Below are 15,676 nucleotides of genomic sequence, written 5' to 3' on the forward strand. Positions count from 1 at the left end.
GATTACGCCTGAGTCGTGGTCTTCTGCTTGAGGCGTTCGTAGGGGGTCTGGCCGCCGAGACCGCCATGGGGGCGATGGTAGTTGTAGTAGTCCTCCCACTCGCGCAACTTGTCGTTGAAGACCTCGGCGTCGTCGATGACGACGCCGTCCAGGAGCCGGTAGAACTCCTCGGCGTCTATTCGGTGGGAGCGTTCGACCTTCCCGTTCAGCCGCGGTGTGCGGGGCTTGATGTAGGTGTGGGCGATGCCCTTGTCGAGCACGTGCCAGTGGAAGGCGGACTGGAACTCGGCGCCGTTGTCGGTCTGGATGACCTGGACCTGGAACGGCAGGCGCTGCAGTACGTAGTCGAGGAACTGGATGGCGGTGTTCTGGTTCAGCGTCGGGTAGATCCGCAGGACGCGCAGGCGGGTGCAGTCGTCGATCGCGGTGAACTGGAAGTACTTGTTGCGGCCGCCGCGTCGGCCTTGGGGCATCGAGGCGAGCGGCTCGATGAACTTCACGTCGATCTGGACGCGGTGGCCGGGCAGTTGCTTCTCGTACCGCTTCCATCTGCGGTCGTGGCGCTTGCAGCGCTGCGAGGCCGGCAGGCGTCCCATGTCCAAGCGGTTCAGGATGCGCCAGACACCCGACTTGCTGATGGTGACGTCGTGGTACCGCTTGAGGTACATGGCGATCTTCTCGGGGCCGAAGTGGTAGTTCTGCCGGAGGTAGATGATCTTCCCGACCACCTCAACGTGGGTCGCGTTCGGAGAGGTCTTCGGCGCCTTGGACCGGGTGCGCAGGCCCTCGACGCCCTCGGCCTGGTAACGGCGGTACCAGGTGTAGTACGCCTGCCGGCTGATCCCGAAGTACCGGCAGGACATCGCGACGTTCCCGGTGACCTCTTCGACGTGGCGTATGACGGCCAGGCGCCGCTTGGCCTCCCGGTCAAGCGGCGGGGTTGTGGGCGTGGGCTTCGGCATGTGGATCTCCGTAGTGATCGAAGACCCAGGTGTCAACGATGATCGTCAGTTTTAGACGATCCGTACGAGGTCGTCACACTCGCTGAGAGTGCCGCTACCCGTGACGGAGCGTCACCGGCGCACAGTGGCGCATCCTGGCATCACGGAAATCTTGCCAGGGCCACGTTCGCTTGTACGCCGACAGGCCGATCAACGTCTTGACCCGCGCCTGGTCGGTTCTGGCCCGGCTGGCCGGTCTTGCTCGGTCGGGAGCCTCAGTCGAACAGGTCCGGCGAGGAGGCGATGATCTGGTCCCACAGCGGACGGAACTGGAACCAGCCCGCGAGGGGCCCGCCGATCTGTGTGCGGACCTGCTCCGCGGTCTCCCGGTCGATCTCGTCGGGGGTGCCGGCGGCCATGGCCAGGAGTTGCGCCTGGCACGACCGTTCCATCGTGATGAACCACCACGCGGCGGCGGCAACGGACTGACCGACGGTCAGCAGGCCGTGGTTCTTCAGGATGACGGCCTTCGCCGAGCCGAGTGCCTCGCCGATGCGGCGCCCCTCGTCGGCATCGCTCACGACTCCGCGATAGTCGGCGTAGAGGCCTTGGTCCTCGAAGAAGGCGCAGGCGTCCTGGGTCAGTGGTGCCAGCGGGATTCTGCTGCACACGACGTGCAGACCGTGGTCATCCCCGCCACCGGCCACTGGGTCGCCGAAGAGGCACCCGAGCAGATGCTGGCGGCGCTGACCCCGTTCCTGGTCCCTTACCGCGCAGCGCACACCGCCGCCTGATCCGGGGTAAAGGACCGGTTCGGGCCTCTCTGCACATGACCCCGTCCAGCGGGGCCGAGCGGGGCGCGCCCTCGACCCGCTCGGCCCCACCGGCCACGTGCACTTCCCCGGCCCGGGCGCCTCGGACGTCCCGATCGCAACCGCGTGCGACCTGAACCCCAAGGCCTTCGTCCGTAACCAACTTCCAACCCGCAGCAGAGCAAGACACGTCATAAGCGAATCGCTCCCACAGTCCCGCAGTCGCGTGCGTTCGATGAAACGCAGGTGCTATCCCATGACGGGCGCCGGCAGGGACCCGCGCTACTCGTTGCGGGCTAACCGCAGTGAACTCTGCCGACCAGCTCATCGCCTGTTTTCCTTGGGCCGCGAGTATTCCAACAGGAATGACTGAAACCGGTTACCGCATCGTCAGGGTCAGCAGCGGAGGGGATGAGCTCGCATTCACCCGTGGGGTCGTGGAGGTCGGTGTTAACGGCGACCTGGAACGGGCCAAGCGCGAGCTGGGCGCGGAATTCGGTGACCGGATTCAGGCCGTCGCCGTAGAACCCCCGGCCGGGTGATGGCAGCCCTGCGGGTGCAGGACTGTGCCACTCGACTAGGACAAGGCATCAGGTCGGACAGAGCGGGCCCACCGGGCCGTCGGACTTTATCGGCCTTGGTACGCCTGGGACAGCTCAGTGATGGCATGCGGCGGAGTACACAAGACGACCCGCCCCCTGTGGACCGGGGCTCTTGGACTTCGGGCGAATCCTTGCCTTCCTCAATCGGCGGACCGTCACCGGGATCCACCTCCGTGCGCCGTCATTGATCTCACGCGTGGATAGCCAGTCGGAGTCACCTGAGAGACACAGGGTCCCGTGCTGGTGAACCAAGTTACGCTCATCGCACCTCATACGGGCTGATGAAATGAGAAGCTCCCTGGTGCGCCCTCCCCTCCTCTATGTCGACTTGGACGAGCCGTTGAACCCGTATGACGCGAAGCGGGGGTGCCGCCCCGAGGACTACACGACCCATCGAATAAAGCCAGGGAGCTGGCTCACCCACCTTGGAGCACGACCGTGAACCCGAAAAGGCGTCACCGAACCCTACTCATCATGTTGGCCGTTGTTGTAGGGGCTGCTCTCGCCATTGCCGTCACTGCATCGATCATGAGGGACCGCAGGCATGGGGAGGGGGCCTTGGGTGAGGTACTGGTGAGCGGTGACGGCCGCACCATCACCACCCTGAACAGCCGGGCCCCATGCCAGCAGGACCCGCCCCGCCTGGTGGCGAGCGAATCCCGCGATTCCGTCACCTTGGAACTGCAGGAAAGTGATGTCGATCTCCGTCATCAGTGCACCAGGATCCACGAGCAGATCACCACAACGCTGCGGTCACCGCTAGGGACGCGACGGCTGGTAGACGCCGGGAACGGCTGGACCATTGCCCCCTTCGACCAGGAGCGGCTGGCCAACCCGCGATATCTCCCGCAAGGCTATTCCCCAGCCACTCACGTGCAGTGGAGCGACTCCAGCCAGCATGACCTGCTGCCACCATTCATTCGGACGCGAAGCTCAGGCCCGGCCTGGACCCGTTTCTACCACCGCGCCTCGGAGAAGGCGTCTTTGAGCATCGCGCAAATCGCCGGAAATCTCACAGCGAGTGCCGCAGGCACTCCGGAGTCCATCCACGGATGGATCGGTGGGCTCACCCCGGACTCCAATAACACCGTGACATGGACGAACGGGACCTACACATTCATCGTGAGCACCACGGATCAGGAACTCCACGAAGCCGAACTCCTCAGGATCGCCAAACAACTCACCCCCTGAAAGCCGAGACCACCAACTGGAGGCGACGAACGCGACCCCCGATGATCAAGGTTGTCGAAGCCTTTGATCACGAACAGGTGTCGCGTTCGCGTGTCATCCTCCCTGACCGGTGTCCTGCAACGCCACCGCGAGGACGTCGACTTGTCCTGCCCGCCCGTCGAACTGCCCGACCTGACCTCGTTGTCGACGGTCCTGGACCGGCTTCCCGATCCGCGGCGCGCAAGAGGCCGCCGCTACCGGCTGGGCCCTCTGCTTGCCCTGTGCTTGCTCGCGGTCCTCGGCGGGGCCACCACGCTGGCCGGCATCGCACGGTTCGCCATCGACTCCACCCCTCAACGCCGCTTCCCGGGCTCATGTGTCCGGCACGTGCTCTCGAGGTTCGGGTGGTTCGGGTAGCCGCGTGGGCGCCAGGGCGAGGAGGGCCACGTCGTCGTCGATGGTGGGGGCGTACGCGGAGAGGTCCTGCCAGAGCGCGGTGACGAGGTGTGTGGGGGCGTCGGCTGTCACGCGGTCGGCGAGTGGGTAGAAGGTGCCTGTCGCGTCGCGGGCCTCCGTCACCCCGTCGGTGTGGGCGAGCAGGACGTCGTCGGGCCGCAAGGGGATGGTCTCGGTGCGGGCCAGAGAGGTCAGGCCGAGGCCGAGGGGCGGGGCGTGGTCGACAGGGAGTTCCTCGGCTGAGCCGCCACGGATCAGCAGGGGCGCCGGGTGGCCGCAGAGACGACGTGAAGGGCGGAGGCGTCGGGGGTGAACTCCAGGAGGACGGCGGTGGCGAAAAGTTCTCCTCCGTCCGGGCCGGCGGCGCCGCGGGCGGCGTCGAGCGTGAGTCGGCGGTCCAGCCGGTCGGCCACGGCGGTCAGCGTAGGTTCGTCCAGGACGGCCTCGCGGAAGGTGCCGAGCAGGCCGGCCACCGTCTTGACGGCGGCGATGCCGTGGCCCTGGACGTCCGCGACGATGGCGCGCACGCCGTGGGGTGTGTCCCCTGGACGTCGTAGAGGTCGCCGCCGACCAGCGTGCCGCTCTGGGCGGCCCGGTAGAGCGCGGCGCAACGGACAGGCCCGACTGTCGCGGGCGGGGGTTCCAGTACGGCCCGCTGGGCGGCCTCGGCCACGGAGCGGGCGGTGACGAGCTGAACGTCGCGGCGGGTGCGTCCGAGCGCGATCAGCACGCTGAGCACGCAGAGCAGGATCGCGGTGATCCTGCTCGCCACCCAGTGGTGGACGGTGACCAGCGGCGTGTTGACCAGGACCAATACGACGGCCGAGATCGCGGTGGTGGTGAGGGGGCCGTAGGCGAGGGCGGCCAGGGGCGGTACCGCCGCCAGCAGGGAGCCGACGTCCACGTCTCTCGGAGGGATCACCTGGGCGAGCACCAGGAAGACGAGCAGTGCCAGGGGCAGGGCTCGTAGCCACCACGGGCGGGGTGGAGCGCCGGTCGGCCGGCCGGTGTCCTCGCCGGTCATGGTGGTGCTCCTCGGTGGCTCGGGATGGGCTGTGCACCAGCGTGCGCCGGTTTGCACGGACGTGCCGTTCGGTCGTACGGCGGGTGGTCCGGGCGGGGACGGCGATGTCAGTCGGGGTCCGAGCCCGGCCTCTTGTTCCACAGCGCGAGCGGGGTCGCACCGGTCCGGTAGCCGTCCTCGTCCAGCAGATGGCCGCTCAGTTTCATGGGCCACAGGGCGACCGTGCGGTCGGTGACGGTGAGGTCCGGGGCCCGTTCGGCGAGGCGGGTCTCGAAGCGCTGGGCGTCGTCGAGGGAGCGCACCCAGGCGACGAGGTGCAGGTTGTGCCGGCTGATGACGGCGGCGCACAGGCGAACTTCGCGCATGCCGGTGACCCGCTGCGCGACCTCATCGAGCCGTGCGGCCGGAACTTGGCCCCAGAGAGTGACCCCGACCGGCCAGTCCGACAGGGGGCGGGCCACCTCGCAGCGGGCGTGCAGCAGATCAGCGGCGAAGAGCCGCTGGACGTGACGGCGGACGGTGTCCGGGCTCGCGTCGCACCGCGCGGCCAGCGCGCGGTAGGTGGCCCGGCCGTCCACGGAGAGAGCGGTGATCAGCCGCTGGTCCAGTGCGGTGAGGGGGAAGGCGGGGGCGGCGGTACGGCGATGGGGCTCGTCCGCGGTGAGCAGCGCGACCTGGTCCCGGGTCAGGGCCCGCAGCCGCCACCGGCTGGCCTCGGTGTGGACCCGCCCGGCCAGATGGGTGCGGACGGCCCGTACCCCCTCCAGCGCCGCGAGGTCGCCGGTGGTCCACCGGGTGAGGGAGGCCAGGTCGCGGGCCATGAAGTTCAGGAGCAGGTCGCGGTCCCCGCTGACCTGCGACAGCGCGACGACATGGGGGACGGCGGCCAGCACGCGGGCCACCTGTGGCAGGCGGCCGGGAGCGCAGTCGACCTCCACGAAGGCCAGACATCCCTGCCCGGACCCGGCCAGCGCGGGGGCGGGGTGGCAGCTGATCCAGGCGGCGCCGGCCTCGGCCAGCCGCTGCCAGCGCCGGGCCACCGTCACGGCGTCCAGGCCGAGCGCGGTGCCGATGCGCGCCCAGCTCGCACGCGGGGCGATCTGGAGGGCGTGCACGAGCGCTTGGTCCACATCGCCGAGGGAATGGAGAGGATGACGCGGATGCTGCGGCATCGGGTGCCTCCCTGCGTGCTTCCTGCACTTTCCACTCGTCGGGCGGTCAGAGCTTCAGTCTGGACCCGGTACGCCCGGACCGTACCAGTCAGTCACACGGCACCAGGAGGTCGATCCGGCATGTCGGTCGTGGAACGCGCCCAGGAACTGCAGCCCGAGCTGGTACGGCTGCGTCGCTCGCTGCACCGAGAGCCGGAGCTGGGCCTGCGGCTCCCCCGCACGCAGGAGAAGGTACTGGCGGCCCTCGACGGACTCCCTCTGGAAATCACCCTCGGAGAGAACCTCACGTCCGTCACCGCCGTGCTGCACGGCGGGAAGCCCGGCGGTGCGGTCCTGCTGCGCGGCGACATGGACGCCCTGCCCGTCACCGAGGCGAGCGGTGTGCCGTACGCGTCCCAGGTGCCCGGCCGGATGCACGCCTGCGGGCACGACCTGCACACGGCCGGACTCGTCGGCGCGGCCCGCCTCCTCGCGGATCGGCGCGAGCACCTGCACGGAGACGTGGTGTTCATGTTCCAGCCGGGGGAGGAGGGACACAACGGGGCCGGCGCGATGATCGAGGAGGGTGTCCTGGAGGCAGCGGGCCGGCCCCTGGACGCGGCGTACGCGCTCCACGTGGCCGCCAACCGGGTCCCCGGCGGCGTGTTCATCACCCGCTCGGGCACCATCACCTCCGCCTCAGACCGGCTGACGGTGACCGTGCGGGGCAAGGGCGGCCACGGAGCGAACCCGGCCACGGCCAAGGACCCGATCCCGGTGGCCTGCGAGACGGTCACCGCGATCCAGACGTGGATCGGCCGTGCCTTCGACGTCTTCGACCCGGCCGTCGTCACCGTGGGCAGCTTCCACGCCGGCACCCAGGCCAACGTCATCCCGGACACCGCCGAGTTCGAGGCCACCGTGCGCAGTTACTCGGAGCACAACCAGGAGCGGCTCGCAGAGGGACTGCCCCGGCTGGTGCGGTCGATCGCCGCCGCGCACGGCCTGGAGGCGGAGGCGGAGTACGTCACGAGCTATCCGGTCACCGTCAACGATGCCGACGAGACGGGCTTCGCCCTCGCCACCGCACGGGACCTGTTCGACGCGCACGAGGTGTGGGAGTCCTCACAGCCCACCAACGGCTCGGAGGACTTCTCCTACGTCCTGCAGCGCGTCCCCGGCGCGATGCTGCTGCTCGGTGCCGCGCCCGAGGGAGCCGACTGGCGAAACGCCCCGATGAACCACTCACCGCGCGCCGTCTTCGACGACCGGGTGCTGTACAAGCAGGCGGCGCTGCTCGCTGAACTGGCCGAGCGTCGGCTCGCCGATACTGGACACAATGTCCAGTAAGGGGGCTCAGGTTGGATCCAGCGCACCCGGCGCGTCCAGGGGGGTGAGCCCTGTCGCCCACACCCGCCCGTACACCGACAGGTCCCGCAGATGCGCGGTGATCTCCTCGGCGCTGTAGCCGGTGTCGTGTTCGACCCACCAGGACAGCAGGCCGATCAGCTCGCCGGTCCAGGCACGGGCGACGACGTCGAGGGGGACGCGGGGTGTGGCGCCGAGCTGTTCGGCGCGGGCGCGGAAGACCTTTTCGGCCTGGGCGCGGATGAGTTCGGTGAACTCGCGCAGCGCCCGGCCGTCGCCCTCGCCGCGCAGGATGACCCGGTAGACGGGCCGCTCCTGTTCGGCGTGCTGGAAGACGTAGAGCACCGGCAGTCCGGTGAAGCCCTGCTCCCGGGCCTGTTCGACGGCCGGCAGCAGGCGTTCGCGGTCCTCGGCGAGGTCCTGCACGATCCCGACTAGCAGGTCCTCCTTGTCGCGGTAGTGCGCGTAGAAGGTGGCCCGGCCGACGTCCGCGCGCTCCACGATCTCCTCGACCGTGATCGCGTGGAACCCCTTTTCCAGGACCAGCTCGACCAGCGCCGTGCGCAGGGCGGCACGGGTGCGCCGGACGCGCCGGTCCCCGGCGGGCTTCGTCTCCACGGTGTCTCCTTCTCGCCTCATCTCGTCCGGCCCGTTGACCTGATTTCCCGTCCGGTCCGTTGACCCGACCTTAACGCTGGCCTTACGTTGCCGAACACCAAGATAGATACCAGACAATTTGTTCAGAAACTGAGTGTGGAGTGCGTGATGAACCTGGGGCGCTATGTACGCCGGACAGCCGGCCACCATCCCACCGCCGAGGCCGTGGTCTGCGGCGCGACCCGGCTGACGTACGCGGAACTGGACGACCACAGTGACCGGCTCGCGGTGGCCCTGCGCGGCCTGGGCCTGCATCAGGGCGACCGCGTGGCGACCCTGGCCGCCAACCGGGCCGAGCTGGTCGTGACGGAGGTCGCTCTGTACAAGGCGGGCCTGGTCCGCGTCCCGATCAACGCCCGGCTCGGCGCGGGTGAGGTGGCCCACCTGCTGCGTGAGTCGGGCGCCCGGGTGCTCCTCGCCGACGCCGTCCACCTGGCCGCCGTACGCGATGCCCTGTCCGGCACCGGAGTGAAGACGGTCATCGGCTACGACGGCTCCAGCGACATGGGCCCTGGTTACCTGGACACCGTGTATGGAAATGAGCCGGAGCCCGTTGCGGTCGAGTGTGCCGAGGGCGATGCGGCCGTCCTGCACTTCACGTCCGGCTCCACCGGCACGCTGAAGGCCGCGATCCAGACGTACGGGAACCGCCTTGCGCTGCTGCGCAAGATGGTGATGAGCGCCGACACCCGCGTCGGCCTCGGCGACAAGCAGATCCTCGCCGGACCCGTCACGCACGCCTCCGGCATGCCGCTGCTGGGCATCTTCTTCGCGGGCGGCTGTGCGGTGATCATGCCGCGCTGGGACGCGGAGGAGTTCCTCGCGACGATCCAGCGGGAGCGGTCCACACACGCGTTCGTCGTCCCGACGATGGTCAACACGGTGCTCGCGCTGCCCAACGCCCGCGACTACGACACCTCCAGCCTGCGTCAGCTGATCTACGGCGCCGCCCCCATGTCACCGCAACGCATCCGCGAGGCATGGGAGTTCTTCGGACCGGTCCTCTCCCAGGGCTACGGCTGCGGCGAGACCACCTCCGGCGTCCTCTTCCTGTCCACCCAGGACCACCGCCGGGCCATCGAGGGCGAGGACGAGGAACTGCTGCTGTCCTGCGGGCGCCCCCTCGCCGAGGCCGAAGTGGCGATCGTCGGTGAGGACGGAACCCCGGTGCCGGACGGCGAGATCGGCGAGATCGCCGTACGCGGACCGGACGTCGTCCCCGGCTACCTCGGCGCACCCGAGCTGACCGCCGCCTCCTTCCGCGACGGCTGGTTCCTCACCGGCGACCTCGCCCGCCGCCGCACGGACGGCTACGTCTTCATCGTCGACCGCAAGAAGGACATGATCGTCTCCGGCGGGTTCAACATCTACGCCGTCGAAGTCGAGTCCGCCCTGCACCAGCACCCGGACGTGTACGAGGCGGCCGTCGTCGGCGTCCCCGACGAGCAGTGGGGCGAGGCCGTCAAGGCGGTCGTCGTGCCACGCGACGGCGCCACCCTCACCGAGGCCGCCCTCATCGGCTTCTGCGCTGACCGCCTGGCCCGCATGAAGAAACCCCGCTCGGTCGACTTCGTCGCCGCGTTGCCCCACAACCCCAACGGCAAGATCGACCGCCGCGCGATCCGCGACCGCTACTGGGCGGGCGCCGACCGCCGCGTCAACTGAACCCCAGTAAGGACACCGCCTCGCATGCCCTTCACCCTCGAACCCTCCTACGACGACAACCCCCGCCTGCAGGACCTCGTCGTCCGCCTCCGTGCCTACCTGCGCGACGAACTGATCCCCTACGAGCGCGAGCGCGGCATCACCGCCGAGAGCAAGCTCGACCGCCCCACCCTCGAACACGTCTGGAAACGCAGCCGCGAACTCGGCTTCTACGGCATCAGCCTGCCCCCGGAACTGGGCGGCCAGGGACTGAACTTCACCGAACTCTGCGCCGTCAAGGAAGAGCTGACCGCATCCGGAGCGGCCCTGTCCCACTCGGTACTGGGTGACATGGGCGGCCCACTGCGCGCCGGCGCCATCCTGAAGTACGCCACCGAACAGCAACTGGAGCGCTACCTGATGCCCGTCATCCGGGGCGAGCGCGCCTGCTGCTTCTCCATCACCGAGGAGGACGCCGGCTCCGACGTACGCCGGATGACGACCACCGCCACCCCGGACGGCGACAGTTACGTCCTGAGCGGCAAGAAGGTGTTCAGCTCCGCCGCCCCCTTCGCGGACTTCGCGATCGTCGTGGCCCGCATGGCGGGCACCGAGGAGGCGTACAGCGCGTTCCTCGTCGACCTGGACACCCCCGGCTGCACGGTCCTGGACGGCGAAGTGCCCATGTCGGGGCAGCAGATGGAGGGCGACCTCGTCTTCGACCACTGCCGGATCCCCGCCGCGAACCTCCTCGGCGAGATCGGCCAGGGCCTGCGCATCGGCATCGGCCGCATCACCCTCAACCGGCTCCTGCACTGCCCGTCCCTGATCGGCGCCGCCCGCCGCGCCTGGGACCTGTCGCTTCAGTACGCGACGAACCGCGTCGTCTTCGGCCAGCCCCTGCTCGCCCACCAGGCCATCCACCACAAGATCGCCGAGATGGCCACCGACATCTACGCCGCCCGCTCGATGGTGATGGCGACGGCGGCCAAGGCCGACCGGGGCGAGAACGTCTCCGTCGAGGCCAACATGTGCAAGCTGTTCGCCTCGGAGGCGTGCTTCCGCGTCGCCGACCAGGCCGTGCAGATCCATGGCAAGGCCGGGCTGACCCGCGGCAACGAGGTCGAGCAGATCTTCCGCAGCCTGCGGATGTTCCGGATCGTCACCGGCACCACCGAGATCCACAAGAACGCCATCGCCAAGGGCCTGATCTGACCGATTCCCCTGGTGCCCCCGGGCGGTGCCGCAGGCCCCCGCAGTCGGGGGCCTGCGGCCACGGGGATCCGCCCCCCTTCGTACGCCCCCTGCCCCACCCGCACCCGCAGGAGCCGCCCATGGCACCCCACCCCTCCGCGCCGTCGACCGGGCTCGGCGACGACCTCACCGCCGCTCCATCTCACGGCCGGCGCAGAGCCTGGCTGATCACGGCCATGATCGTGACCTTCATGGTGGTCAACTACGCGGACAAGTCCGTCCTCGGACTCGCCGCCGTACCGGTCATGGACGAACTGCACCTCAGTAACAGCACCTACGGGCTGATCTCCAGCTCCTTCTCCTTCCTGTTCTCGCTCTCCGGACTCGTCGGCGGATTCCTCTCCACCCGGCTCTCCAACCGCACTCTGCTCTTCGGCATGACCGTCCTGTGGGCCGTGGCCCAGCTTCCGGTCCTGGTCGTGGCCTCGGTGCCCACCCTGATGGGCGGCCGCATCCTGCTGGGCGCAGCCGAGGGCCCGGCGGCCTCGATCTCGATGCACGCCCTGTACAAGTGGTTCCCGCCCGAACGGCGCGCCCTGCCCTCGGCCCTCCAGATCGGCGGGGCGGCACTGGGTACCCTCATCGCCGCCCCGCTCGTCACCTGGCTGATCTCCGGATTCGGCTGGCGCTCGGCGTACGCGGCCCTCGCCGCGGTCAGCGCAGTCTGGGCGCTGCTGTGGTGGCGCGTCGGCCACGACGGCCCGTACGACAGCGCACGCGCCGGTGCCCCCGGTTCCGGCCGGCTGCGGCTGCCGTACCGACGCATACTGCTGACCGGCACCGTCCTGGGCAGTATCTCCAGCGCCTTCGGCGCGGCGTGGGCACTGTCCCTCAGCCAGGCGTGGCTGCCCGCGTACCTCAGGACCCAGCTGGGCATGTCGGCACAGTCCGCCGCGACCACCATCAGCGTCGTCTCCGGCGTCGCGCTGGTGCTGTTGCTGGCGGTCTCCCCGTTCGTGGACATGCTGAAGTCCCGTGGGGTCAGCAGCCGTTGGGCCACCGGGGCGACGCAGGGGATCGCCGTGTGCGTGGCGGGCTGTGCGATGGCCGCCTTCCCGTTCGCCAGCGCGTCGGGTCCGCGCCTGGTCCTGATCGCGCTGGCCTTCGGCGGCACGTCCATCGCCATCCCCCTCCACTACATGACGACGGCCGAGGTCGTGCCGGCCGGGCAGCGCGGCGCCGTCTTCGGCATCGTCGCCGCAGCCGGCACCCTGCCCGGCCTCGTGGCCCCGTTCCTGACGGGTCACCTGATCGACGCGGCGAGCGGTCCGGCCGCCGGCTACACCAGGGCGTTCCTCGCCGCCGCCGCGGTGATGCTCATCGCGGGCGTCCTGGCCCTTGCCGCCATCCGCCCCGAGCACGACGCCCGGCGCCTGGGGCTGGACCTGGCCGTGGCGGACGCCGCGCGCTGACCGGGGCTGGGCCCGTCGCCGCGTGGACTGCGGCGACGGGCCCGGTATTTCAGGCGGGGCGCGCGGCTAGAGTGTCCGGCCGTCGAGGCCGCTGCCCGCGGTGACCGGCTCCCCGTGCCCGGGAGCGTCGGCCTCGGTGCCGTGGTCGCCGTTCAGCCGTTCGCCCTCGATGTCGACCTGGGGCAGCAGGCGCTCCAGCCACTTCGGCAGCCACCAAGCCGACCGCCCAACCAGGGCGAGGACCGCCGGGACAAGCGTCATGCGGACCAAGAAGGCGTCGATGAAGACGCCGACCGCGAGGGCGAAGGCGATCGGCTTGAGCATGGAGCTGCCGCCGGGGATGAAACTCGCGAACACCGCGAACATGATCAGTGCGGCGGCGGTGACGACCCGGGAGGCGTGGCGCGAGCCCGCCAGGACGGCATCGCGTGGCTTGGCGCCGTGGACGTACGCCTCGCGCATCCGGCTGACCATGAACACCTCGTAGTCCATGGCGAGTCCGAACAGCACCGCCATCACCAGGATGGGCAGGATGCTGACGATCGGCCCGGTCTCGGCGATCCCCAGGGGCCCGGAGAGCCAGCCCCACTGGAAGACGGCCACGACCGCGCCGAAGGTGGCGGCCACGGACAGCAGGAAGCCCAGACTGGCCTTCACCGGCACGATCACCGACCGAAAGACGAGCAGCAACAGCAGCAGGGACAGGCCGACGACCACCAGCGCGAACGGGACGAGCGAGCTCGCGAGCCGGTCGGAGACGTCGATGTTCACAGCCGTCGTACCGGTCACCGACACCTCGGCACCGGTCTGCCTGTGCCAGTCGCCCGCCTCGTTGCGGATGTGCTCGACGAGATCCTTGGTCTTCTGGTCCGACGGGCCGGTCTTCGGCACCACCTGGATGACCGCCGCGTCCCCGTGCTCGATGACCTGCGGCTTGCCGACCGCGGCGACGCCGTCGTCTGCCTTCAGGTCCTTGACGAGGGTGGCCGTGGCCTGCTGCGGGCTGCCGGTGTGCGAGGTGTCGGCGAGGACCAGCAGGGGACCGTTGAAGCCGGGGCCGAACTTCTCTGCGACGGTGTCGTACGCCTGTCGCTGGCTGCTGCCCACAGGGGCCGATCCGTTGTCGGGCAGGGCGAGCTGGAGGTCGCGGGCGGGGACGGCGACGGCGAGCAGGCCCAGGAGGACGGCCAGCAGGGTGAGCAGCGGACGGCGGATGGCGATCCTGCCCCAGCGTTCGCCCATCGGCCTGCGTCGGCTGTGCCCTTCGCCGTGGGCCGCCTGCTCGCGGCGGGCGGTGCGTGAGCCCGGCTTCGGCCGCAGCCGTTCACCGGCGAAGCCCATCAGGGCGGGCAGGAGCGTCGTGGACACGCCGACGGCGATCAGTACGGCGGCGGCACCGGCCACACCCATGACGGTCAGGAACGGAATGCGTACGACCGCCAGGCCGCACAGCGCGATGATCACGGTCAGCCCGGCGAAGACGACCGCGCTGCCGGCGGTGGCGGTGGCGCGGGCCGCCGACTCCTCAGTGTCCATGCCGGTGGCGAGCTGGGAGCGGTGGCGGGAGAGGATGAACAGCGCGTAGTCGATGCCGACCGCGAGACCCAGCATCGAGGCCAGGGAGGGCGCGGTGCTGGAGATGGTCAGGACGCCGGTGAGCGCCGACAGTCCGAGCAGGGTGATGCCGACACCGGTGATCGCCGTCAGCAGGGGCATGCCGGCGGCAAAGAGTGAGCCGAAGGTGATGGTCAGCACCACGAGGGCGACGGCCAGGCTCATCAGTTCCTTGGTGTGGCCGGTGCTCTTGCTGCTGCCGTAGGCGGACCCGCCGACCTCGACGGTGAGTCCGGCGTCCTTCGCCGGCCGGGTGGTCTTCTCCAGCGAGGTGAGGCTGTCGTCGTGCAGGTCGGCCCTGCTGACCTGGTAGCGGACCTGGCCGAGGGCGGCCGTGCGGTCCGGCGATATGACCTTGCTCTGCACCGGGTCGGTGACGCCGACGACCTGCGGGGCCCTGTCGGCCTCCGCCATGGTGGCGCTGACCGCCTTGGCGTACTTCGGTTCGGTGATCTTGTGCCCCTTGGGGGCCACGAAGACGATCTGGGCGCTGGTGCCGGCCGCCGAGGGCAGCTCGGTCTTGAGGGTGTCCATCGCGGTCTGGGCCGGTGAGCCCAGGACGGTGAACTCGTCGTTGGTCGTGCCGCCGAAGGTGATCACACAGGTGACCACCGCGGTCAGTGCCAGCAGCCAGGCGGCCAGCACCGCCCGGCGGTGCCTGAAGGCACCGCGGCCGATCCGGTAGAGCAGGGTAGCCATGGAAAAGGTGCTCCTTGAGGGGGGATGTGCAGGGGCGAGCGGCACGGTCGGGGAGGGGCCCGCGAGGGGGATGGGCCTGCTGATCAGGCGTGGAATACGGCCGGGCCGCCGCGCAGGGTGAGGCGCAGACCGTCATCGGTGACGGCCAGCCGCCGCGGCTCCAACGCCAGGGGGAGACCGGTCAGTTCGACGGAGCGCTCGGCCCTGTCCGTGACCTTGTGCGCCAGGGCGCCGGGCAGGGGAGCGCCGTCGAACGTCGGTCGGCCGGGCACGGCCCGGATCGTGTCGCCGTGCAGGGTGGGCGTGACCGGGACGGTGAGCGCGCCCGCGGGGCCGATACGGACGATCAGCTGCCCGGTCTCCGGGCCCGGAGCCACCACGCCGCCCAGGCCCTGGAGCGCGCCGTCCACCAGGGAGGCCGCGGGGACGTCGACGTCGACGGTGGTGGACCGCACCGTCACGGTGTGGCTGCTTCGTCGCACCTGGTGCAGGTGGGCGTCGATGCCGAGCTTCGACATCCGGCGGACCGTCACGTCGTCCGCGGTCAGCCCGACGTCGGGGAACGAGCCGCGGGCCAGCTGCCACTGCGCGGGCGTCGCGCCCAGGTCGACGCTCGGGGTCCTGCCGAGCCGTTTCCCGGCCCCCGTCGCGAACCGTTCGCCGATCTTGTCCCGGGAGAAGAGCCCGGCCATGCCCACGGTGCCGGTCAGGGCGACCGTGGTCACCACGGCGAGCGTGACGCGACGCCGCGCACCGGCGCGGGATATCAGCCGACCAAAAACTGTCATGACTGACACGATACATAACATGTCAGTCATGACACTTTGCAGAGGGTCTCGACCGGGCCGCGTTCAGGGCATGTCAGGATGAAC

General features: G+C 69.8%; 13 protein-coding genes and 2 pseudogenes. 7 read left to right on the forward strand and 8 right to left on the reverse strand.

All coding sequences use genetic code 11. The features are described 5' to 3' along the window. Window positions 1-2: 2 nt before the first annotated feature. Window positions 3-962 carry an IS481 family transposase gene (locus ACWC2T_RS34790; protein WP_450674326.1) on the reverse strand — a complete coding sequence of 320 codons (960 nt, stop codon included), beginning with the start codon at window positions 960-962 and terminating at the stop codon, window positions 3-5. A 254-nt stretch (window positions 963-1,216) separates the two neighbouring features. Next, window positions 1,217-1,597, reverse strand: a pseudogene (locus tag ACWC2T_RS34795) (class II aldolase/adducin family protein); the annotation flags it as partial. A 521-nt stretch (window positions 1,598-2,118) separates the two neighbouring features. Here ACWC2T_RS34795 and ACWC2T_RS34800 point away from each other — a divergent pair. From ACWC2T_RS34800 to ACWC2T_RS34810, 3 genes are all read left to right on the forward strand, one after another. Continuing rightward, entirely contained in the window at window positions 2,119-2,295 is a 177-nt protein-coding gene (locus ACWC2T_RS34800; protein ID WP_450674327.1) for a hypothetical protein, read from the forward strand. A gap of 618 nt (window positions 2,296-2,913) precedes the next feature. Next, window positions 2,914-3,546: a hypothetical protein gene (locus ACWC2T_RS34805; protein WP_450674328.1), complete on the forward strand. Its 633-nt coding sequence runs from the start codon at window positions 2,914-2,916 to the stop codon at window positions 3,544-3,546. Between the two features lie 90 nt (window positions 3,547-3,636). Continuing rightward, window positions 3,637-3,942, forward strand: a complete 306-nt coding sequence (locus tag ACWC2T_RS34810) for a transposase family protein (protein WP_450674329.1) — start codon at window positions 3,637-3,639, stop codon at window positions 3,940-3,942. Here ACWC2T_RS34810 and ACWC2T_RS34815 read toward each other — a convergent pair. From ACWC2T_RS34815 to ACWC2T_RS34825, 3 genes and pseudogenes are all read right to left on the reverse strand, one after another. Then, window positions 3,898-4,508, reverse strand: a pseudogene (locus tag ACWC2T_RS34815) (PP2C family protein-serine/threonine phosphatase). The gene ACWC2T_RS34810 and the pseudogene ACWC2T_RS34815 sit on opposite strands and share 45 nt — an antisense overlap. Beyond that, complete coding sequence (locus ACWC2T_RS34820) at window positions 4,400-5,005, reverse strand: hypothetical protein (RefSeq protein WP_450674330.1); 606 nt, start codon at window positions 5,003-5,005, stop codon at window positions 4,400-4,402. Before ACWC2T_RS34820 ends, ACWC2T_RS34815 begins: the two are co-directional and overlap by 109 nt. 107 nt (window positions 5,006-5,112) lie before the next feature. Then, the gene (locus ACWC2T_RS34825) at window positions 5,113-6,135 is read right to left on the reverse strand and encodes an Lrp/AsnC family transcriptional regulator (RefSeq protein ID WP_450674331.1); all 1,023 of its coding nucleotides are present in this window, start codon (window positions 6,133-6,135) and stop codon (window positions 5,113-5,115) included. Between the two features lie 162 nt (window positions 6,136-6,297). Here ACWC2T_RS34825 and ACWC2T_RS34830 point away from each other — a divergent pair, with 162 nt between their 5' ends. After that, entirely contained in the window at window positions 6,298-7,506 is a 1,209-nt protein-coding gene (locus tag ACWC2T_RS34830; protein WP_450674332.1) for a M20 metallopeptidase family protein, read from the forward strand. Between the two features lie 6 nt (window positions 7,507-7,512). Here ACWC2T_RS34830 and ACWC2T_RS34835 read toward each other — a convergent pair whose 3' ends face one another. Then, a complete protein-coding gene (locus ACWC2T_RS34835; protein WP_450674333.1) occupies window positions 7,513-8,142 on the reverse strand; it encodes a TetR/AcrR family transcriptional regulator in 630 nt (209 codons plus the stop codon). A 147-nt stretch (window positions 8,143-8,289) separates the two neighbouring features. Here ACWC2T_RS34835 and ACWC2T_RS34840 point away from each other — a divergent pair, with 147 nt between their 5' ends. From ACWC2T_RS34840 to ACWC2T_RS34850, 3 genes are all read left to right on the forward strand, one after another. Further along, entirely contained in the window at window positions 8,290-9,846 is a 1,557-nt protein-coding gene (locus tag ACWC2T_RS34840; RefSeq protein ID WP_450674334.1) for an acyl-CoA synthetase, read from the forward strand. Window positions 9,847-9,870: 24 nt separating this feature from the next. Further along, window positions 9,871-11,040, forward strand: a complete 1,170-nt coding sequence (locus ACWC2T_RS34845; RefSeq protein ID WP_450674335.1) for an acyl-CoA dehydrogenase family protein — start codon at window positions 9,871-9,873, stop codon at window positions 11,038-11,040. A 119-nt stretch (window positions 11,041-11,159) separates the two neighbouring features. Further along, window positions 11,160-12,491 carry an MFS transporter gene (locus ACWC2T_RS34850; RefSeq protein ID WP_450674336.1) on the forward strand — a complete coding sequence of 444 codons (1,332 nt, stop codon included), beginning with the start codon at window positions 11,160-11,162 and terminating at the stop codon, window positions 12,489-12,491. A 66-nt stretch (window positions 12,492-12,557) separates the two neighbouring features. Here the strand turns inward: ACWC2T_RS34850 and ACWC2T_RS34855 are convergent, their stop codons facing one another. Further along, window positions 12,558-14,804, reverse strand: a complete 2,247-nt coding sequence (locus ACWC2T_RS34855) for an MMPL family transporter (protein ID WP_450674337.1) — start codon at window positions 14,802-14,804, stop codon at window positions 12,558-12,560. Window positions 14,805-14,887: 83 nt separating this feature from the next. After that, the gene (locus ACWC2T_RS34860) at window positions 14,888-15,592 is read right to left on the reverse strand and encodes an LmeA family phospholipid-binding protein (protein ID WP_450674338.1); all 705 of its coding nucleotides are present in this window, start codon (window positions 15,590-15,592) and stop codon (window positions 14,888-14,890) included. Window positions 15,593-15,676 lie beyond the last annotated feature (84 nt).

The organism is Streptomyces sp. NPDC001393 (assembly GCF_053597455.1).